Annotated in this window: 14 protein-coding genes; all 14 read right to left on the bottom strand. The window is 72.2% G+C overall.

Annotation, left to right across the window (positions count from 1 at the left end):
- Positions 1 to 9: 9 nt before the first annotated feature.
- Positions 10 to 978, bottom strand: coding sequence for a sugar phosphate isomerase/epimerase family protein (locus IE258_RS18695; RefSeq protein ID WP_189744879.1), 969 nt, complete (start codon positions 976 to 978; stop codon positions 10 to 12).
- Positions 975 to 2,075 carry an SCO3242 family prenyltransferase gene (locus IE258_RS18690; protein WP_189744877.1) on the bottom strand — a complete coding sequence of 367 codons (1,101 nt, stop codon included), beginning with the start codon at positions 2,073 to 2,075 and terminating at the stop codon, positions 975 to 977. The genes IE258_RS18695 and IE258_RS18690 overlap by 4 nt, the downstream gene beginning before the upstream one ends.
- On the bottom strand, positions 2,072 to 3,325 hold the full coding sequence (locus IE258_RS18685; RefSeq protein ID WP_189744874.1) for an inositol-3-phosphate synthase: 1,254 nt from the start codon (positions 3,323 to 3,325) through the stop codon (positions 2,072 to 2,074). The genes IE258_RS18690 and IE258_RS18685 overlap by 4 nt, the downstream gene beginning before the upstream one ends.
- Positions 3,326 to 3,524: 199 nt before the next feature.
- On the bottom strand, positions 3,525 to 7,241 hold the full coding sequence (locus IE258_RS18680) for a ThuA domain-containing protein (protein WP_189744872.1): 3,717 nt from the start codon (positions 7,239 to 7,241) through the stop codon (positions 3,525 to 3,527).
- Positions 7,242 to 7,506: 265 nt separating this feature from the next.
- Positions 7,507 to 8,505 (bottom strand): sugar phosphate isomerase/epimerase family protein, encoded by a 999-nt coding sequence (locus IE258_RS18675; protein ID WP_189744870.1) that lies wholly within the window; start codon positions 8,503 to 8,505, stop codon positions 7,507 to 7,509.
- A 16-nt stretch (positions 8,506 to 8,521) separates the two neighbouring features.
- Positions 8,522 to 9,823 (bottom strand): Gfo/Idh/MocA family protein, encoded by a 1,302-nt coding sequence (locus IE258_RS18670; protein ID WP_189744868.1) that lies wholly within the window; start codon positions 9,821 to 9,823, stop codon positions 8,522 to 8,524.
- Positions 9,824 to 9,909: 86 nt separating this feature from the next.
- Positions 9,910 to 10,956 carry a substrate-binding domain-containing protein gene (locus IE258_RS18665; protein ID WP_159325715.1) on the bottom strand — a complete coding sequence of 349 codons (1,047 nt, stop codon included), beginning with the start codon at positions 10,954 to 10,956 and terminating at the stop codon, positions 9,910 to 9,912.
- A gap of 17 nt (positions 10,957 to 10,973) precedes the next feature.
- Entirely contained in the window at positions 10,974 to 11,993 is a 1,020-nt protein-coding gene (locus IE258_RS18660) for an ABC transporter permease (protein ID WP_127892655.1), read from the bottom strand.
- Complete coding sequence (locus IE258_RS18655) at positions 11,990 to 13,507, bottom strand: sugar ABC transporter ATP-binding protein (RefSeq protein WP_189744866.1); 1,518 nt, start codon at positions 13,505 to 13,507, stop codon at positions 11,990 to 11,992. The genes IE258_RS18660 and IE258_RS18655 overlap by 4 nt, the downstream gene beginning before the upstream one ends.
- Before the next feature lie 156 nt (positions 13,508 to 13,663).
- Positions 13,664 to 14,845, bottom strand: coding sequence for an ROK family transcriptional regulator (locus IE258_RS18650; protein WP_087805968.1), 1,182 nt, complete (start codon positions 14,843 to 14,845; stop codon positions 13,664 to 13,666).
- 277 nt (positions 14,846 to 15,122) lie between these two features.
- Complete coding sequence (locus tag IE258_RS18645; protein ID WP_189744864.1) at positions 15,123 to 15,800, bottom strand: GntR family transcriptional regulator; 678 nt, start codon at positions 15,798 to 15,800, stop codon at positions 15,123 to 15,125.
- 127 nt (positions 15,801 to 15,927) lie between these two features.
- Positions 15,928 to 16,878: a beta-ketoacyl-ACP synthase III gene (locus tag IE258_RS18640; RefSeq protein ID WP_189744863.1), complete on the bottom strand. Its 951-nt coding sequence runs from the start codon at positions 16,876 to 16,878 to the stop codon at positions 15,928 to 15,930.
- 159 nt (positions 16,879 to 17,037) lie between these two features.
- Positions 17,038 to 17,190: an MFS transporter small subunit gene (locus IE258_RS18635; protein ID WP_171987485.1), complete on the bottom strand. Its 153-nt coding sequence runs from the start codon at positions 17,188 to 17,190 to the stop codon at positions 17,038 to 17,040.
- The gene (locus tag IE258_RS18630) at positions 17,159 to 18,520 is read right to left on the bottom strand and encodes an OFA family MFS transporter (protein WP_189744860.1); all 1,362 of its coding nucleotides are present in this window, start codon (positions 18,518 to 18,520) and stop codon (positions 17,159 to 17,161) included. Before IE258_RS18630 ends, IE258_RS18635 begins: the two co-directional genes overlap by 32 nt.
- Positions 18,521 to 18,528: the final 8 nt, after the last annotated feature.

The following is an 18,528-nucleotide window of genomic DNA, read 5'->3' as shown; positions in this document are numbered from 1 at the left end:
TGGCTCCCTTCAGTGGGTGGCGGAGGGCTCGCCCGAGCGGTTGGTGTGTCCCGGCGCCGGTGCGGCGCGGCGCAGGAACGGGAGGGAGCGTTCGGCGAAGTGGGGTCCCGCGTGGGAGTGGCGGGGCAGTTCGACGACGGTCAGGCCCTGGTAGCCGGTGGCGGCGAGGGCCTCGAGGACGGGCGGGAAGTCGATCTCGCCGTCACCGAAGGGGAGGTGTTCGTGGACGCCGCGGCGCATGTCCTCGATCTGCACGTGGCGGAGCCAAGGCGCGGCGGCGCGCACGCAGTCGGCAGGAGGGAGCGGTTCGAGGCACTGGCAGTGGCCGATGTCCAGGGTGAGCCCGAGGAGTTCGGGGTCGTCGAGCATGCGGCGCAGGGTGTGGAAGTCGGCGAGGGAGGAGAGCAGGTGCCCGGGTTCGGGTTCGACGGCGAGGGGGATGCCCGCGGTGGCGGCGGCGTCCAGGACCGGGGCGAGGGACTCGGTCAGCCGTTTCCACGCCGTGTCCGTGTCCGTGCCCGCGGGTGTGACGCCGCTGAAGCAGTGCACGGCGTGGGCGCCGAGGTCGGCGGCGACCTCGACGGCACGGACGAGAAGGCCGGCGCGGCGTGCACGGTCGTCCGGGTCGGGGTCGAGCAGGGAGGGGCCGTGCTTGCGGCGCGGGTCGAGCACGTAGCGGGCGCCGGTCTCCACGGTGACGGCGAGACCGAGCGCGTCCAGGCGCCGGGCGACCCGTCGGGTACGGGCGGCGAGGTCGTCGGCGAGCGGGTCGAGGTGCATGTGGTCGAGCGTCAGGCCGACGCCGTCGTAGCCGAGGTCGGCGAGGAGGGCGAGGGCGTCGTCGAGGCGGAGATCGGCGAGGCCGTTGGTGCCGTAGCCGAAGCGGAGCGGGTGCGCGGCGGCCCCGGCCGCGGGACCGGCCTCGTTGGTTTCCTCGTCCGGCCGCCGCGCGGGCCCGTGGTTCGGGTTCCGGCTCATGTGATGCTCACCTTCCTCATGGCGGACCTCCTCGCGAACAGCCGGCCGGCCGGGGCGAGGGCCGCCACCAGGAGCGACGTGGCCGCCGCGCCGGACGCCCCGGAGCGGGCGGCGAGCGCGGCCTGGAGCGGGACGGTGGCCCGGATACCGCCGCCCACGGCGCGTTGGGTGAGCGGAGGTGAGGGGTTGAGCGCGGCATGGAAATAGGGACGGGCCGCCGTGGCGGCGTAGACGGCGCCCAGGGCGGCCGTGAGGGCTTCGGTGGCGGTGGGTGCCGGGGTGGAGCCCGACAGGCCGGGGGCGGCTGCTGCCCGCCGGCCTGCCGGGAGTCGGTGGCGGCGGCGGGCGACCAGGCCGGTCAGCGCCGCCGTCGTCGCGAGGGCCGCCAGCGGTGCCCGCACGGAACCGCCGGTGGTCTCCCGGCGGGAGACGGCCGTGACCGCGAGCGTGTGGCTGCCGAGCAGCGCGGCGGAGGGCAGCGCGGCCCGGGTGCCGCCGCCGGTGGCGGCCGCGCCCAGGAGCAGGTCCAGTCCGCGGGCGGCCGCCATGGCCGCGGGACCGGCCGGGGTGTGCTTCAGGGCGAGGTCGTAGGCCCAGACGGTGGCCGCCAGCGGCGCGGCGACCGCGAGGGCGGGGCGTCCGGCACCGGCCGCCAGCGCCAGGCCCGCGCCGGTGAGCACCCCGGCGGCGGTAAGGGCGGCGGCGGGGCGGATGCGGCCGGACGGGAGGGGGCGGTGCGGGCGTTCCGCGGCGTCCTCCGCGCGGTCGGCCCAGTCGTTGAGGGCCATGCCGGCCTCGTACAGGCACAGGGAGGAGCCGATGGCGAGCAGGGTGCGGGGCCCGGGGCGCGCACCGGCCGCCGCCGCGCCGGCCAGGGCGTCCCCGGGGACGGTGAACAGGGCGGGCAGGCGCAGGAGTTCGGCCCAGGCGCTGAGGCGGGCGGCGCGCGGGGACGCTTCGGCGCTCGCGGGCGGCGGCCCGGCGGTCCCGGAGGCCGCTCCCGGCACCCCCGCCGCTCCGGCCGGCGGCCGCGACGACGCGGCCGGGGCTCCCGACGGCCCGGCCGTGTCCCGCGCCGCGGCGGCGGCGCGGCTCATCGCCCGGCCCCGCCGTCGACGCCGAGGCCGTCGGACCGGACGGCAACGGCGTCACCGTTCTCCCCGGCGGAACCGTTCGTCCCGCCCTCGCCGCCGCCCCCGGCGGTGGGGGCGCCGTCCGCGTCGTCCCGCAGCCGTGCGGCGAAGCGTTTCAGCTCCCCGTACTGCTCGGCCAGGGAGGACGGTCCGTCCCCCACCGGGTCCTTGAAGAAGAAGCCCAGTTCGCCCAGGGGGCCGGACACGCCCCGCTGGTGGGCGCGGGCGACCAGGCGGGCCAGGTCGAGGACGAGCGGCGCGGCCAGGGACGAGTCGCAGCCCTGCCAGGTGGTCTGGAGGATCATGCGGGCGCCGAGGAAGCCGTCGAAGGCGACGTGGTCCCAGGCGGTCTTCCAGTCGCCGAGCGCGGGCACGTCGTCGATGTGGACCTCGCCCTCGACGGGAGCGCCGAGGGTGTCGGCCAGCACGCGTTCCTTGCCGGCGTTCTTCGCCGCGGCCGCGGCCGGGTCGGCGAGGGCGGCTCCGTCGCCCCCGCCCAGGAGGTTGGTGCCGGACCAGGCGCGCACCGCCAGCGCCCGCTGCGCGAACATCGGGCCGAGCACCGAGCGCAGCAGGGTCTGGCCGGTCTTGCCGTCGCGGCCGGCGTGGGGCAGGCCGCTCGCCTCGGCCGGTGCGGACAGCGCCGGGTGGTGCAGGCCGGTCGACGGGGTGAAGTTGACGTACGGGCAGCCGGCGCGCAGGGCGGCGGCCGCGTACAGGGAGCTGGCCGGGAGGGCGCCCCCGGCGGGCGCGGGTTCGGTGGAGGCCACGTTCACCACCACCGTCCGCTCCACACCCGAGCGGCGCGCGAAGTCGGTGATGTCCGCGGCGAACGCGGCGATCAGCTCCTCCTCGTCGCGGGTGTCGCCGGGCAGCGGGCCGCCCGGTCGGATCTCGCGGTCGGCCGCGGCCAGCTCGGCGCCCACTGCCGAGGGCAGTCCGTGCGGCAGCACGCCCCCCGCGGCCAGGGCCTCGGCCCGCTTGGGCAGGGGGCAGTCCACGGTGTCGTGACCGCCGAAGACGAGGGAGGGGAGCGCGGGGAGTCCCGCGTCGGCGAAGTCGGGGGTCTCGGTGACCATGCCGGTCGGGGGGTGCAGTCCCGCGGTCACGGCGGCGCAGCCCGCCACCACCGTGGTGGCGACGGAACCACGGGCTCCGATCAGCCAGACACCGGTACGGGAGCCACGGGAGGAAGCAGAGGGGGACGCGGACATGGGCAGCCTCCTTGTCGAGCGCGTCGAGCACACACGAGCGGTGGTACGGCCGGGCGTGGGACAGCCCGTGGTGGTACGGCCGGAGGTGTTCCGTGCGGGGTGACGGCGGGCGGAGGTCCGGCGTCCTCCGCCCGCCGCCGTTCCGGTCGCCCCTCGGGGGTGCCTCCCTCGGGAGGTCACCCCTCAGGGGCGGTTCGCCCTAGGAGGGCAGTTCCTTGAGCTGGATGTCGCGGAAGGAGACCTGGTCGTCGGCGCCGTGGTTCTGCAGGCCGATGTAGCCGTCGGTCAGGCTCCGCTCGGGGTCCTTGTTGGTGAAGTCGTTGATCTTGACTCCGTTGAGGAACACCTGGAGGCGTTCGCCCTGGACCTTGATCTCGTAGGAGTTCCACTGGCCGGGCGGCCGCAGAACCTGGTCGCGGGCCTTGATGTTCGCCGCCTTGAAGGTGTAGATCGCACCGGTGGTGCGGTCCACGGCGTCCGTGGCGTCGATCTGGATCTCATAGCCCTTGTTGACGGCGGACCAGGGGTCGTCGGAGGCCGGGAAGCCCACGAAGACACCGGAGTTGTCGTCGCCCCGCATCTTCCAGTCGAGCTTGAGGGAGTACGACTTCAGTTCCTTGGCCTGGTACCAGAGCAGGCCCATGCCGCCCTCGGACTCCAGGACGCCGTCCTTGACGTTGAACTTTCCGGGGCCGGCCTGCTTCCAGCCTTCCAGCGTCTGGCCGTTGAAGATGTCCCGGTAGCCCTTGCTGGGCTTGCAGTTCGCCTTGACCTGCCCTGTGGCGTACTGCATGCCGCCGAGCAGGTGGCCGCGGAAGGTCTCGTCCGCGTAGGACTCCTTGGTGTGGCCGAGGCCGGTGTAGAAGGAGCGGCCGCCGCCGTAGCTCTGGCACCAGGCGATCGGGTGGTCGCCCTTCATGTTCCCGCCCTGGTAGGTGGTCTCGTCGAGGGTGGCGAGGACCTTGGCCTGCTCGCGCGGGTTGGTGCGGTAGTTGTACAGCTCGTCGGTGTGCTCCCAGGTGTCGTCCAGGTGCGCGGTGGCGGGGTGGTCGTGGTCCTCGACGCGGACGGTGGCCTTCTGGATGGCCGGGTGGGAGTCGAAGTAGGCGCCGACGAGGCCGCCGTAGAACTCCCAGTCGTACTCGGTGTCGGCGGCGGCGTGGATGCCCATGTAGCCGCCGCCGTTCTTGACGTAGTTCTCGAACGCCTTCTGCTGATCGGCGTTGAGTACGTCACCGGTGGTGGACAGGAAGGCGACCGCGTCGTACTTGGCGAGGTTGGCCGTGGTGAACTGTCCGGCCTCCTCGGTCGCGGTGACCGAGATGCCGGCCGGGGTGCCCAGCTCCTTCAGGGCGGCGACGCCCGTCGGGATGGAGTCGTGGCGGAAGCCGGCGGTCTTGGAGAAGACCAGGACCTTCTTGCCGGCCTTGAACGGCTCCGTGGAGAACTCGAAGTCGTCGATGTCGAACAGCGCGCCCTCGCCGCCCTTGAAGACCAGGTAGATGTCGGTGGTCTTCTTGGGCAGGGCCCGCAGCGGCACGTCGACGTTCTGGAAGGTCTCCCAGCTGCCGGTCGGCGGGATGTACGCCGAGCCGTGCAGCGGACCGGTGGGCGAACCGGTGCGCAGCTCGAGGTAGCCGCCGGCGCCGCCGGAGGAGGCCCGTACGGTCAGCTTCTTCTGCCCGTCGAACTTGTAGGGGCTGAAGGAGATCCAGTCGCCGTCGTTGATGTCGCCGACGGTCTTGCCGCCGTTGGCGCCGGTCTTGTCGATCGGCGACACGCCCTGCTGGGTGCTGAAGTGCTCGGCCTGGCGGTGCGGGGGCTGGATCACGGTGCGGGCGGTGCCGGTCAGGGCCTCCTGGCCGTTGGCCCCGCCGTCGGTGTAGCTGGCGCCGACGACGCCGTAGATGTTGGCGTTGGGGTCGTGGCCGCCGTCGCCCGGCGGCGGGTTGAGGGTGCCCTCACAGCCCATCTCGCTGGTCAGCTCGTGGGCGTGGGAGTCGTGGCCGAGGCTGTAGGCGACCTTGACCTTGGAGCAGTCGATCGTCTCCTCGGGGTCGGTGACCTTCACCTTGAAGGGGATGGGCTCGCCCATGGGCAGCAGGGTGCCGTTGCCGGGGGTCTCGATGACCACCTTGGGCTCGGTGTTGCCGACCACGATCCGGACGCTGGCGTTGCCGGTGTTGCCCTCGGGGTCCTTGGCGGTGAAGGTCGCGGTGTAGGTGCCGACCTTCTTGTACTTGTGGGTGGGCGTGAGGCCCTCGCCCTTGGTGCCGTCGCCGAAGTCCCAGCTGTAGGTGAGGTCCGGGGAGTCGGCGTCCTTGGCGGTGGCGGTGAAGGCGACCTTCAGTCCGGCCGCGCCGGAGGTCTTGTCCGCGCTCACCTCGGCGATCGGCGAGAAGCCGTCCGCGGCGTTCTCGATCCGGTACAGGGCGGAGTCCTTGTCGCCCTGGAACCAGGACAGGCCGTAGTCCAGGACGTAGAGCGCGCCGTCGGGGCCGAACTCCATGTCCATGATCTGGGTGCCGGTCCACGGGAAGTCGTTGATCTTGGAGACCGCGCCGTCCTCGGTCTGCTCGATCCGCTTGATCCACCGGCGGCCGAACTCACCGGCGAAGAAGTCCCCGTCGTACTCCTCGGGGAACTTGACGCTGGAGTCGAGCTCCGGGTCGTAGCGGTAGACCGGACCGCCCATCGGGGATTCGGAGCCGCTGCCGAACTCGGGCACGGAGTCGTCGTCGTAGGGGATCCACGCGGCCTGCGCGGGCGGCAGGTCGGTGAGGCCGGTGTTGTGCGGCGAGGTGTTCTTCGGGGCCGCGCAGTCGAAGGTCTCGCCGGAGGCGCCGGTGGCGAAGTCATAGTCGACGTACGGGTCGTTGTCGCCGGTGCAGAAGGGCCAGCCGAAGTTGGCGGCCTTGGTGACCTTGGCGAACTCGACCTGTCCGGCGGGGCCGCGCTTCGGGTCGGCGGCGCCGGCGTCGGGGCCGTAGTCGCCGACGTAGACCGTGCCGGTCTTCTTGTCGACGCTGATCCGGAACGGGTTGCGGAAGCCCATCGCGTAGATCTCGGGCCGGGTCTTCTCCGTGCCGGGCTCGAAGAGGTTGCCCTCCGGGACGGTGTACGAGCCGTCCTCGGCGACCTTGATGCGAAGGATCTTGCCGCGCAGGTCGTTGGTGTTGCCGGCGCTGCGGCGGGCGTCGAAGGCCGGGTTGCGGTCGGCGCGCTCGTCGATCGGCGTGTAGCCGTCGGAGGCGAACGGGTTGGAGTCGTCGCCGGTGGAGAGGTAGAGGTTGCCCTCGGCGTCGAAGGCGATGTCGCCGCCGACGTGGCAGCAGGTGCCGCGGGAGGCCGCGACGTCCAGGACCTTCTTCTCGCTGGCCATGTCCAGCGTGCCGTTGGCGTTCAGGACGAAGCGGGAGAGGCGGTTGACGCCGTCGAACTTCTTGAAGTCCTCGGCGGTGCCGTTCTCCGGGGCGTCGCCCGCGGGGGTGTCGAGCGGCGGGGCGTAGTAGAGGTAGATCGCCCGGTTGTTCTCGAAGTCCGGGTCGATGCCTACGCCCTGCAGGCCCTCCTCGTCGTGGTTGTAGACGGGGATCTTGCCGGCGACCTTGGTGACGCCGCCCTGGTCGGTCAGGCGCAGTGTGCCGTCGCGGGCGGTGTGCAGGACGCTGCGGTCCGGGAGCACCGCGAGCGACATCGGCTCGCCCATCTCGGGCTCGCCCTTGGCGAGGGGAACCTGCTGGAACTGCCCCTCGGCGGCGGCCGCCGTCTCGTCGTGCTCCGGGTGGCCGGGGTGGGCGCCGGCGACGGTCGCCGGGGTGCCCACGGCCAGCAGCAGGCCGGTGAAGAGGGCGAGGGTGGTGCGAAGCCTGGGGCGCCTCGCGGTCGTGGTGCCTTTGAGTCTGGTTCTGTGCACGAAGTCCCTCCGGGAACGGGTGGGCCGTACGGGATGGGTGCGATGACGTGCGATGCGGGCGCCGGGGTGCGCCGTCACCCCGGAGGCGTGAGTGTCCTGAACACTTCAGGGACGGTAACCGCGTTCTTCCGGGGCCAACACCCCTTGGGTCAGGACTCGTTGAACTTTTACCCAACTCAGGACAAAGCGGGATTCGGGCAGCCCCGACCGGGGACCGGCGGTTGCTCCGGTCCCCGTCCCGACCGACCTGCGCCGGGTGCGCGGATCAGCTGTTGAACGCTGCGTCGAAGGACGCGGTGGGCGGTTCGAAGTCGAAGCCCTTGAGCCGGGTGAGGGCCTCGGGAGCGCCCTGCAGCCGGTCCATGCCGGCGTCCTCCCACTCGACGGAGACGGGTCCCTGGTAGTCGATGGAGCGCAGCATGCGGAACACGTCCTCCCAGGGGACGTCGCCGTGGCCGGCCGACACGAAGTCCCAGCCGCGCCGCGGGTCGCCCCACGGGAGGTGGGAGCCGAGCCGCCCGTTGCGGCCGTCGAGGCGCTTGCGGGCCTCCTTGCAGTCGACGTGGTAGATGCGGTCGCGGAAGTCCCACAGGAAGCCGACGGGGTCGAGGTCCTGCCACACGAAGTGGGAGGGGTCGAAGTTGAGGCCGAACGCGGGCCGGTGGCCGACCGCCTCCAGGGCCCGCTGCGTGGTCCAGTAGTCGTAGGCGATCTCGCTGGGGTGCACCTCGTGCGCGAACCGCACGCCCTCGGCGTCGAAGACGTCCAGGATCGGGTTCCAGCGGTCCGCGAAGTCCTGGTAGCCGCGCTCGATCATCGATTCGGGCGCGGGCGGGAACATCGCGACCAGGTGCCAGATCGCCGAGCCGGTGAATCCGATGACGGTGTCGACGCCGAAGCGGGCCGCGGCCCGTGCGGTGTCCTTGATCTCGGCGGCGGCGCGCTGCCGTACGCCCTCCGCGTCGCCGTCGCCCCAGATGCGGGCGGGCAGGATCGCCTCGTGGCGCTCGTCGATGATGGCGTCGCAGACGGCCTGGCCGACCAGGTGGTTGGAGATGGCCCAGCACTTGAGGCCGTACTTGTCGAGCAGTTGGTGCCGGGAGTCCACGTAGGAGGGGTCGGCGAGGGCCTTGTCGACCTCGAAGTGGTCGCCCCAGCAGGCGAGTTCCAGGCCGTCGTAGCCGAAGTCGCGGGCGAGGCGGCAGACCTCCTCCAGCGGCAGGTCCGCCCACTGTCCGGTGAAGAGCGTGAAGTTGCGTGGCATGTCGCTGCCGGCCTCCTCAGAGTGCGATGGGGGCGATCGGGGTGTAGACGGAGTTCTTCTCGGCGCTCTCCTCCACGGCGGCGAGCACGCGCTGCACCTGCAGCCCGTCCGCGAAGGAGGGTTCGGGCCCGCGGCCCTCGGCGAGGGCGTGCACGAGGTCGCGCGCCTGGTGCACGAAGGTGTGCTCGTAGCCGAGTCCGTGGCCCGGCGGCCACCAGGCGTCCAGGTAGGGGTGTTCGGGTTCGGTGACCAGGATCCGGCGGAAGCCGGCGTGCTCTCCGGGCTCGGTGCCGTCGTGGTACTCCAGCTCGTTGAGCCGTTCCAGGTCGAAGGCGAGGGAGCCGCGCTCGCCGTTGAGTTCGATGCGCAGGGCGTTCTTGCGGCCGGTGGCGTACCGGGTGGCCTCGAAGGACACCAGGGCGCCGGAGGTGAGGCGGCCGGTGAACACGGCGGCGTCGTCGACGGTCACCTGTCCCGTCACCCCGTCCGCCGAGCCCGCCGAGAGGCCGCGCGGGGCGCCCGCGGGCAGCGGACGTTCCCGTACGAAGGTCTCGGTGAGGGCGGAGACGCCCGCGATCCGCTCCCCCGACAGGTACTGGGCGAGGTCGACGATGTGGGCACCGAGGTCGCCGAGCGCCCCCGACCCGGCCAGCTCCTTGCGCAGCCGCCAGGTGAGCGGGGCCTTCGGGTCGACCAGCCAGTCCTGGAGGTAGGTCACCCGCAGGTGCCGCAGCCGTCCGACCCGGCCCTCGGCGACCATCCGCCGGGCCAGCGCGGTGGCCGGCACCCGGCGGTAGTTGAAGCCGACCATCGCCAGCTGTCCGCGAGCTCCGGCCTCCTCGGCGGCGCGGGCCATCGCCTGCGCCTCCTCGACGGTGTTGGCGAGCGGCTTCTCGCACAGGACGTGTTTCCCGGCGGCGAGCGCGGCCAGCGCGATCTCGGCGTGGCTGTCGCCGGGGGTGCAGATGTCGACGAGGTCGATGTCGTCCCGTTCGACCAGGGTCCGCCAGTCGGTCTCGGTGCTCGCCCAGCCGTGCCGGTCGGCCGCGAGGCGCACGGCGTCGGCGTCCCGCCCGCAGATCGCGGCCAGCACCGGGTTCAGCGGCAGGTCGAAGACCCGGCCGGCGGTGCGCCAGCCCTGGGAGTGGGCGGCACCCATGAAGGCGTAGCCGACCATGCCGACGCGCAGGGGCGGTCTGGTCGCGGACGCCCCCGTCGCCGCCCCGGCCCCGGCGTCGGTCCCGGTATCGGTCCCGCTGTCGGTCCCGGCGGCTGCCTCCTCGGCGCCGGCCCCCTCGGGCTGCTGCGGCTGTCCCATGCGGATGTCCTCCTCGTCGTGGTGGCGCGGTGGGGTGGGCCCCGCCCCGGCGGCGGCTGGTCAGGCCGCTGCCGGAGCGGCAGCCCTCACTTGAAGCCGGTGGACATGTACTGGTCGACGTTGTCCTTGTCGACGACGGCCGAGTAGCAGGTGACGGTCGAGGGGATCTCGAACTCGGCGAGGCCGCTGACGCCCTTGCCCTGGCCGAGGGCGCGGGCCAGGTCGATCGCGGAGGCGGCCATGGTCGGCGGGTAGAGCACCGTCGCCTTCAGGACGCCGCTGTCGGCCTTGATGGCCTGGAAGGCGGAGAGCGCGCCCGCGCCGCCGACCATCAGGAAGTCGTCGCGTCCGGCCTGCTCGATGGCGCGCAGGGCGCCCACGCCCTGGTCGTCGTCGTGGTTCCACAGGGCGTCGAAGTCCGACTGGGCCTGGAGCAGCTGGGCCATCTTGGACTGGCCGGACTCGACGGTGAACTCGGCGGCCTGTCGGGCCACCTTCTTGATGTTCGGGTAGTTCTTCAGTCCGTCGTCGAAGCCCTGGGTGCGCTGCTGGGTCAGTTCCAGGTTGTCGATGCCGGCCAGCTCGATGACCTTGGCGTTCGGCTTGTCCTTGAGCTTCTCGCCGATGTAGTGGGCGGCGTTGAGGCCCATGCCGTAGTTGTCGCCGCCGACCCAGCAGCGGTAGGCCTGGGGGCTGTTGAAGATGCGGTCCAGGTTGATGACGGGGATGCCGGCCCGCATCGCCTTCAGGCCGACCTGGGTGAGGGCCTTGCCGTCGGCCGGCAGGATGACCAGGACGTCGACCTTCTTGTTGATGAGGGTCTCGATCTGGCCGATCTGCTGCGCGGTGTCGTTGGAGCCCTCGGTGATCTCCATGGTGATCTCGGAGTACTTCTCGGCGCGCTTCTTGGCCTGGTCGTTGACGGCGTTGAGCCAGCCGTGGTCGGCCTGCGGGCCGGCGTAGCCGATGGTGACCGGCTTGCCGGGCTTGTCGTCGGCGGCCGGCTGGGTGTCCGCGGCGGCCTTGTCGTCGCCGTCGTCGGGGTCGTTGCTGGTGCACCCCGTGAGGACGGCACCGGCGGACACGGCGGCGGCTCCGAAGAGCAGCCCTCTGCGACTCGTGAGCTTCGTCATGACGGTGAACCCTTTCCTCAATGCGTGCTTGCGGTACGGCGCTGGACCAGCACGGCGGCGACGATGATCGCGCCCTTGGCGATCTGCTGCACGTCGGTCTGCAGGTTGTTCAGGGCGAAGATGTTGGTGATCGTGGTGAAGATCAGGACGCCCAGCACGGAGCCGATGATGTGGCCCCGGCCGCCGGTCAGCAGGGTGCCGCCGATGATCGCGGCGGCGATGGCGTCGAGTTCGTAGAGGTTGCCGTTGGTGTTCTGGCCGGAGCCGGCGAGGGCGATCAGCAGGAAGGCGGCGATGCCGCAGCACAGCCCGGACAGCAGGTAGAGGTAGAGCCGCTGGCGCCGGACGTCGATGCCGGCCAGCCGGGCGGCCTCGGCGTTGCCGCCGACGGCGACGGTGCGGCGGCCGAAGGTGGTCCGGTTCAGGACCAGCCAGCCGACGACGGTGACGGCCGCGAAGACCAGGACCAGCGGCGGTATGCCGAGCACGTACGAGTCGCGCTCGGCGAGGTCGAGGACGCTCGGGACGGTGACGACCTGGGTGCGGCCGTCGGTGATCTGGAGCGCGAGTCCACGCGCCGAGGCCAGCATCGCGAGGGTGGCGATGAAGGGGACCATCCCGCCGAAGGAGATGAGCAGGCCGTTGACCAGGCCGCAGCCGACGCCGACCACGATCGCCGTGAAGAGGATCCCGGCGAAGCCGTACTCCTGGGTGGCCACCGTGGTCGCCCACACCGAGGAGAGGGCGACGATGGCGCCGACCGACAGGTCGATGCCGCCCGAGACGATGACGAAGGTCATGCCGACGGTCACGACGCCGATCACGGACGCCTGGGTGAGCACCAGTTGGAGGTTGTGGGTGTCGAGGAACGAGTCGGGCTGGGTGATGCCGCCGATGAGGACCAGTACGGCGAGCACGCCGAGCAGGGTGAGGGTGCGGACGTCGGCGCGGCCCAACCGGACCCGCCAGGCGGGCGGACCGTCCAGGGGTGCCGCCTTGCCGGTGCCGTCCCGCGGCGGGGACACGTGCTGCGTCATGACGCCGGACTTCCTTCCATCACGAGGTCGAGTACGCGGGGTTCGTCGAGTTCGCGGGCGGGGGCCTCGTGCACGACGCGGCCCTCGCGCAGTACCAGTACGCGGTCGGCGAGACCCAGTACCTCGGGCACCTCGCTGGAGACCAGCAGTACGGCCAGGCCCTCGTCGGCCAGCCGCCGGATGACGGCGTACAGCTCGGCGCGGGCGCCGACGTCGACGCCGCGGGTGGGTTCGTCGAGCAGCAGGACCCGGCAGCCGCGCAGCAGCCAGCGGGCGAGCACCGCCTTCTGCTGGTTGCCGCCGGACAGGGTGCGCACGGGCACGGACGGGTTGTCGGGCCGCAGCGACAGTTCCCGGGTGGCCTTGCGGGCCGCGCCGAGTTCGGCGCCGCGGTCGATCCAGCCGCCGCGCGAGAAGCGGGACATGGCGGAGACCGACACGTTGCGGGTGACGGACTCCAGCATCAGCAGGGCCTGGGCCTTGCGTTCCTCGGGGGCGAGTCCGAGTCCGGCGCGCACGGCGGCGCGCACGCTGCCCGGCCGGAGCGGGCGCCCGTCGACGAGGACCTGGCCGGCGCTCGCCTTGCGGGCGCCGTAGACCGTCTCGAGGATCTCGGAGCGGCCGGAGCCGACGAGCCCGGCGAGGCCGACGATCTCGCCGGGGCGCACCTCCAGGTCGAGCGGGGCGAACTCGCCGTGGCGGGCCAGTCCCCGGACGCTGAGCACGGGTTCGGCCGCGGGGGGTGCGGTGGGCCGTTCCGGGAAGACGTACTCGACGTTGCGTCCCGTCATCAGCGCCACCACGTCGCGGGTGGGCGTGGACTCGGCGGGCAGACCGCGGGCCACCGCGCGGCCGTCCTTGAGGACGGTGACCCGGTCGCCGATGCGGCGGATCTCCTCCAGGCGGTGCGAGATGTAGACGACGGCGACTCCGTCGGCGGTGAGGTCGGCGACGATGCGGAAGAGGTGGTCGACCTCGTCCGGGTCGAGCGCGGCGGACGGCTCGTCCATCACGATCAGCCGTACGTCGTGGGACAGCGCCCGTGCCATCGACACGATCTGCTGCTGGGCCGCCGACAGGTCGCCGACCAGCCGCCCCGGGTCGACCTCGGGGTGCCCGAGCCGCTTGAGCAGCGCGGCCGTCGACGCCTTGGCCGCCTTGCCCCGGACGACGAAGCCGGCGGCGGTCGGCTCGTGTCCGAGGTGGACGTTCTCGGCCACCGACAGGTGCTCGACCAGGTCGAGTTCCTGGTAGATGGTGGCGATGCCCAGGCGCATGGCCGCGATGGGCGAGCGCAGGGTGACCTCCTCGCCGCGCCAGCGGATGGTTCCGGTGTCGGGCTGGTGGGCGCCGGCCAGCACCTTGATGAGGGTGGACTTCCCGGCGCCGTTCTGGCCGAGGAGGCAGTGCACCTCGCCGGCCTGGACGTCGAGGTCGACGCCGTCGAGGGCCCGGACTCCGGGGAACGACTTGGTGATGCCGGACATGCTGAGCAGCGGTGGTTCTGGTGCCATGTGAGGTCCCCTCGGCGGGCGTGCGGGCCGGTGTCAGGGCAGAGCAGAGCAGGGCGTGGCGGAAACAGGATGTGGCAGAACAGGACGTGGCGGTACGGAGCAGGGCAGAGCTGAGCAGAGCGCTGTGCTGGGTGGGGCTCGGGAACCGAACGGTGACTACGCGGGTGAGAACAGGTGGTCGCTGATCAGCCGGGCCGCGCCGATGACTCCGGCGGTGGGTCCCAGCTCCCCGAGGACGATGGGCAGGTTGCCGGTCGCCAGGGGCAGCGACTGGCGGTAGACCTGGGTGCGGATCGCGGCGAGCAGGTTGTGGCCGAGGCCGGTCACCCCGCCGCCGATCACCACCAGGCCCGGGTTGAAGAAGCTGACCAGGCCGGCGATGACCTGGCCGGTGCTGCGGCCGCCCTCCCTGATCAGGTCCAGTGCGGTGGCGTCGCCCGCGGCGGCCGCGGCGGCGACGTCGGCGGCGCTGAGGCCCCCGTTCGCCTCCAGCCGGTTCGCGAGCTCGGCCGACTGGCCCTGCTGGGCGGCCTCCGTGGCGTCGCGGGCCAGGGCCGCGCCGCTGAAGTGGGCCTCCAGGCAGCCCCGGTTGCCGCAGGCGCACTGGCGGCCCTCGGGCACGGCCTGGATGTGCCCGATGTCGCCCGCGCTGCCGGTCGTACCGCGGTAGACCTCCCCGCCGACGACGATGCCGCAGCCGATGCCGGTACCGATCTTGACGACGAGGAAGTCGTGCTGGGTGCGGGCGACGCCCGCGTGCTGCTCGCCCAGCGCCATCAGGTTCACGTCGTTGTCGACCATGACCGGGCAGCCGAGTTCCTGGCTGAGCGCCTCCCGGACGGGGAAGCCGTCCCAGCCCGGCATGATCGGCGGAGCCACCGGCACGCCCTCGGGGAAGCGGACCGGCCCCGGGACGCCGATGCCGGCGCCGTCGAAGCCCTCCGCGAGCCCGGAGGCGCGCAGCTTGGCGGCCATGGACAGCACCTGCTCGAAGACCGCGACCGGGCCCTCGCGCACGTCCATGGGCTGGTTGATGTGCCCGAGGATCTCCAGTTCGGCGTTGGTGACGGCGACGTCGACCGAGGTCGCGCCGATGTCGACGCCGAGGAAGCGCAGTTCGGGGTTGAGGCGGACGTTGTGGCTGCGGCGCCCGCCGCGCGAGGCGGCGAGTCCGTCGGCCACGACGAGACCGGTCTCCAGCAGCCGGTCCACCTCGACGGCCAGCTTGGACCTGGAGAGGTCGACCTGGTCCCCCAGCTGGGCGCGGGAGTTGGGCCCGCCGTCGCGCAACAGCTGGAGCAGTCGCGCTTGGTGGGCGTTAGCGGGTCGTGCGGTCATGCGTCTCACGAGCCCCTCCCCGCCTCAATCGGCCTTGAGTCCGCCGGTTTCCGGCCACGTCGTGACGTGCTGTCGTGGCGTGCTTTCGGAGGGAACGTAGCAGCGGGCGCCGGGTGTGGGAAGAAGTCACGCATGAATTGCTGCGAACTTTCTCCTCTGAGTGGACAAAGAACGGCGCGGCGTCCGACGCCCCCGAACACGACGAGCCCGCCCGGCACGATGGCCGGGCGGCCTGTGAACGCCCTGTGAACGGGCTCTGACCTCGGGCGCTGTGCTTTCAGGACTCTCCGCGCGCGTGGTAGGAGCGGCGGGTGTGCTCCGTGTGCTCGCGCATCAGCCGGGTCGCCGCCTGCTCGTCCCGTTCGGTGATGGCCGCGATCAGCTTGCGGTGCTCGATCCAGGACTGGCGGCCGCGCTGCCGGGCGACCGGCGTGTAGTACCAGCGCACCCTCCGGTCGACCTGCGCGGCGAGTTCGGCCAGGACGGCGTTGCCCGCCAGCTCCATGACCTTGCCGTGGAAGCGGGCGTTGACGGCGACGGTGGCGTCCACGTCCTCGGCGGCGACGGCCCGCTCCCCCTCCTCGCACAGCTCCTCCAGCGCGGCGATGCCGGCCGAGGAGGCGTTGGCCGCGGCGAGCCGGGCCGCCTCGGCCTCCAGGAGCGTACGCACCGTCAGGAGCTGGTCCGCCTCCTCCTCCGTCGGCTCGTGCACGAAGGCGCCCTGCGCGGGGCGCAGATCGACCCAGCCCTCGGTGTTGAGCCGCTGCAGCGCCTCGCGCACCGGCTGCCTCGACACCCCGAGATGACCGGCCAGTTCGCTCTCGACGAGGTGCTGGCCGGGGCGCAGGGCCCGCGTGGTGATGAGTTCGAGCAGCGCCTCGTAGACACGGTCCCGCAGCGGGCCGGGCCGTTCGAGTCTGGGCACCGCGCCCTGCGGCAGTCCTGCGGACAACATCGGTCCCCCCTCGACGACCGGAACACAACCAGTACGCGAAGTATTGATTGTCTTTCGTCTACAGTCTACGGCGCGCTCTCGCCCGGGACCGGGGTGTAGGCCACGTCACACCGAGGGGGCCGGCGCATCAGGGGCAGCGGACGACCTGTCCGGCGTAGGAGAGGTTGCCGCCGAAGCCGAAGAGGAGCACCGGGTCGCCGGTGGTGATCTCGCCCCGCTCCACCAGCTTGGAGAGCGCCAGCGGGATGCTCGCCGCGGAGGTGTTCCCGGACTCGACGACGTCGCGGGCGACCACGGCGTTGACGGCGCCGATCTTCGCGGCGAGGGGTTCGATGATGCGCAGGTTGGCCTGATGCAGGACGACCGCGGCCAGGTCGGCGGGTTCGAGGCCGGACCGCTCGCAGGCCCGGCGCGCGATGGCGGGCAGCCGGGTGGTGGCCCAGCGGTAGACGCTCTGCCCCTCCTGTGCGAACCGCGGCGGCGTGCCCTCGATGCGGACCGCGTTGCCCATCTCGGGCACCGAACCCCACAGCACGGGGCCGATCCCCGCCTCCTCGCCCGGCGCGCAGCCCTCCACGACGGCGGCCCCCGCCCCGTCGCCGACCAGCACGCAGGTGCTCCGGTCGGTCCAGTCGACGACCTCGGACATCTTGTCCGCGCCGACGACCAGTGCCCGGCTCGACGAACCGGCCCGTACCGCGTGGTCGGCGGTGGCCAGCGCGTGGGTGAAGCCCGCGCACACGACGTTGAGGTCCAGCGCTGCGGGGCCGGGGATGCCGAGGCGGGCCGCGACGCGGGCGGCGGTGTTCGGGGAGCGGTCGATCGCGGTGGAGGTGGCGACCACGACCAGGTCCACGTCGGCGGGGGTCAGGCCGGCCGCCGCGAGCGCCTTCGCGGCGGCGTGGCCGGCCAGCTCGTCGACCGGCTCGTCGGGTCCGGCGATCCGGCGCGAACGAATACCCACCCGGCTCCTGATCCACTCGTCGCTGGTGTCGACCATGCCCGCCAGGTCCTCGTTGGTGAGGACCTGGGCGGGCTGGTAGTGGCCGACGGCGGTGATCCGGGAGCCGTGGTGCATGGGTGGAGTCCTCGCTGCCTCGGGGTACGGGATCCACCAGTGTGATCAGTGACCGACGGGTACGACGGCAGGTGATACGACAGGAAACGGGCGCCCGGCTTGTCGGCTTCGGTCAGCATCCTCCGTCGCGCCCGGGCGGTCCGCTCGCCGGTGTCCGCCCTACCCGGTGAAGAGCTGGGTCGCCTTGCGCACGAGTTCGTACAGCCCGTAGGCGAGCGGCGCGCCGACCCAGAGCCAGGTGAAGGCGATCAGCGGCCGCCGGTCGGGCACCTCGGCCGCCTCAGGCGGACTCTGGCTGCTGTCGGGTGACATCGTTGCCCTCCTTCGGCGCGGGGTCGGTGGTCGCGGGCCCGGTGGTCGCGGGCTCGTGGTACCGGGCGTGGACGGGCCGGACGAGTTCGTTGGCGACGAAGCCGACGACCAGCAGCCCGATCATGATGAGGAACGAGGTGCCGTACAGGGCCGAGCCGTGCCGTCCCGCCTCCTCCTGGTGGTCGGCGATCCAGTTCACGATCAGCGGCCCGAGGACACCGGCCAGCGACCAGGCGGTGAGCAGCCGCCCGTGGATCGCGCCGACCTGGTAGGTGCCGAAGAGGTCCTTGAGGTAGGCCGGGGCCGTGGCGAAGCCGCCGCCGTAGAAGGAGAGGACGACCAGCGCGCACAGGACGAACAGCGGCTTGGAGGAGTCGCCGAACAGCGCGATCAGGGTGTACATCAGGGCGCCGACGCCGAGATAGACGCGGTAGATGTTCTTGCGTCCGATCAGGTCGGAGGTCGAGGACCAGCCGATCCTGCCCGCCATGTTGGCCGCCGACAACAGCGCCACGAAACCGGCGGCCGCGGTCGCCGACACCGGCGTGGACGTGTCGGCGAAGAAGTCCGTGATCATCGGCGCGGCCTTCTCCAGGATGCCGATGCCGGCCGTGACGTTCATGCAGAGCACGAGCCACAGCAGCCAGAACTGCGGGGTGCGCAGGGCCGAACGCGCCGAGACCTGGACGCCTTCGAGCGGGGCGGGCCGGCCGTCCGTCCGCTCCTTGGGCCTCGGCACCCGCACCAGCAGCACGCCGAGGAGCATGAAGACGGCGTACGTCAGTCCGTGCACGAGGAAGGCGAGGGCGATCCCCGAGTTGTCGGTGCCGAAGGACTTCAGCATCTGCGCCGACCACGGCGAGGCGATGAGGGCGCCGCCGCCGAAGCCCATGATGGCGATGCCGGTGGCCATGCCCGGCCGGTCCGGGAACCACTTGATCAGCGTCGAGACGGGCGAGATGTAGCCGATACCGAGGCCGATCCCGCCGACGAAGCCGTAGCCGAGGACGATCAGCCAGTACTGCTCCACGGCCGCGCCGAGCGCGGAGAGCAGGAAGCCGGAGGAGAAGCAGACCAGGGCGACGGTCATCGCCCAGCGGGGCCCGTGCCGTTCCACGAGCGTGCCGCCGAACGCGGCCGAGAGACCGAGCATGACGATGCCGAGCTGGAAGGGCAGCGCGCTCTGCGTGCCGCTGAGGCCGAGCGCGGATTCCAGGGGCGGTTTGAACACGGACCAGGCGTATGCCTGGCCGATGGAGAGGTGGACCGAGAGAGCGGCCGGGGGAACGAGCCAGCGGCTCCAGCCCGGGGGTGCGACGGGGGGACTCATGGGTCCCC

This window comes from Streptomyces tendae (genome assembly GCF_014650435.1).
Lineage (GTDB): Bacteria > Actinomycetota > Actinomycetes > Streptomycetales > Streptomycetaceae > Streptomyces > Streptomyces tendae.
Note: the sequence above shows the minus strand (reverse complement) of the source record. Positions and strands in the feature narration are given on the sequence as shown.

What these genes read in the sequence shown, in the direction of transcription:
- IE258_RS18650 (WP_087805968.1), bottom strand. Translation starts at nt 14,845, where the DNA reads ATGACCGCACGACCCGCTAACGCCCACCAAGCGCGACTGCTCCAGCTG.
- IE258_RS18660 (WP_127892655.1), bottom strand. Translation starts at nt 11,993, where the DNA reads ATGACGCAGCACGTGTCCCCGCCGCGGGACGGCACCGGCAAGGCGGCA.
- IE258_RS18685 (WP_189744874.1), bottom strand. Translation starts at nt 3,325, where the DNA reads ATGTCCGCGTCCCCCTCTGCTTCCTCCCGTGGCTCCCGTACCGGTGTC.
- IE258_RS18640 (WP_189744863.1), bottom strand. Translation starts at nt 16,878, where the DNA reads ATGCACCACGGCTCCCGGATCACCGCCGTCGGCCACTACCAGCCCGCC.
- IE258_RS18655 (WP_189744866.1), bottom strand. Translation starts at nt 13,507, where the DNA reads ATGGCACCAGAACCACCGCTGCTCAGCATGTCCGGCATCACCAAGTCG.
- IE258_RS18630 (WP_189744860.1), bottom strand. Translation starts at nt 18,520, where the DNA reads ATGAGTCCCCCCGTCGCACCCCCGGGCTGGAGCCGCTGGCTCGTTCCC.
- IE258_RS18665 (WP_159325715.1), bottom strand. Translation starts at nt 10,956, where the DNA reads ATGACGAAGCTCACGAGTCGCAGAGGGCTGCTCTTCGGAGCCGCCGCC.
- IE258_RS18645 (WP_189744864.1), bottom strand. Translation starts at nt 15,800, where the DNA reads ATGTTGTCCGCAGGACTGCCGCAGGGCGCGGTGCCCAGACTCGAACGG.
- IE258_RS18690 (WP_189744877.1), bottom strand. Translation starts at nt 2,075, where the DNA reads ATGAGCCGCGCCGCCGCCGCGGCGCGGGACACGGCCGGGCCGTCGGGA.
- IE258_RS18675 (WP_189744870.1), bottom strand. Translation starts at nt 8,505, where the DNA reads ATGCCACGCAACTTCACGCTCTTCACCGGACAGTGGGCGGACCTGCCG.
- IE258_RS18635 (WP_171987485.1), bottom strand. Translation starts at nt 17,190, where the DNA reads ATGTCACCCGACAGCAGCCAGAGTCCGCCTGAGGCGGCCGAGGTGCCC.
- IE258_RS18670 (WP_189744868.1), bottom strand. Translation starts at nt 9,823, where the DNA reads ATGGGACAGCCGCAGCAGCCCGAGGGGGCCGGCGCCGAGGAGGCAGCC.
- IE258_RS18695 (WP_189744879.1), bottom strand. Translation starts at nt 978, where the DNA reads ATGAGCCGGAACCCGAACCACGGGCCCGCGCGGCGGCCGGACGAGGAA.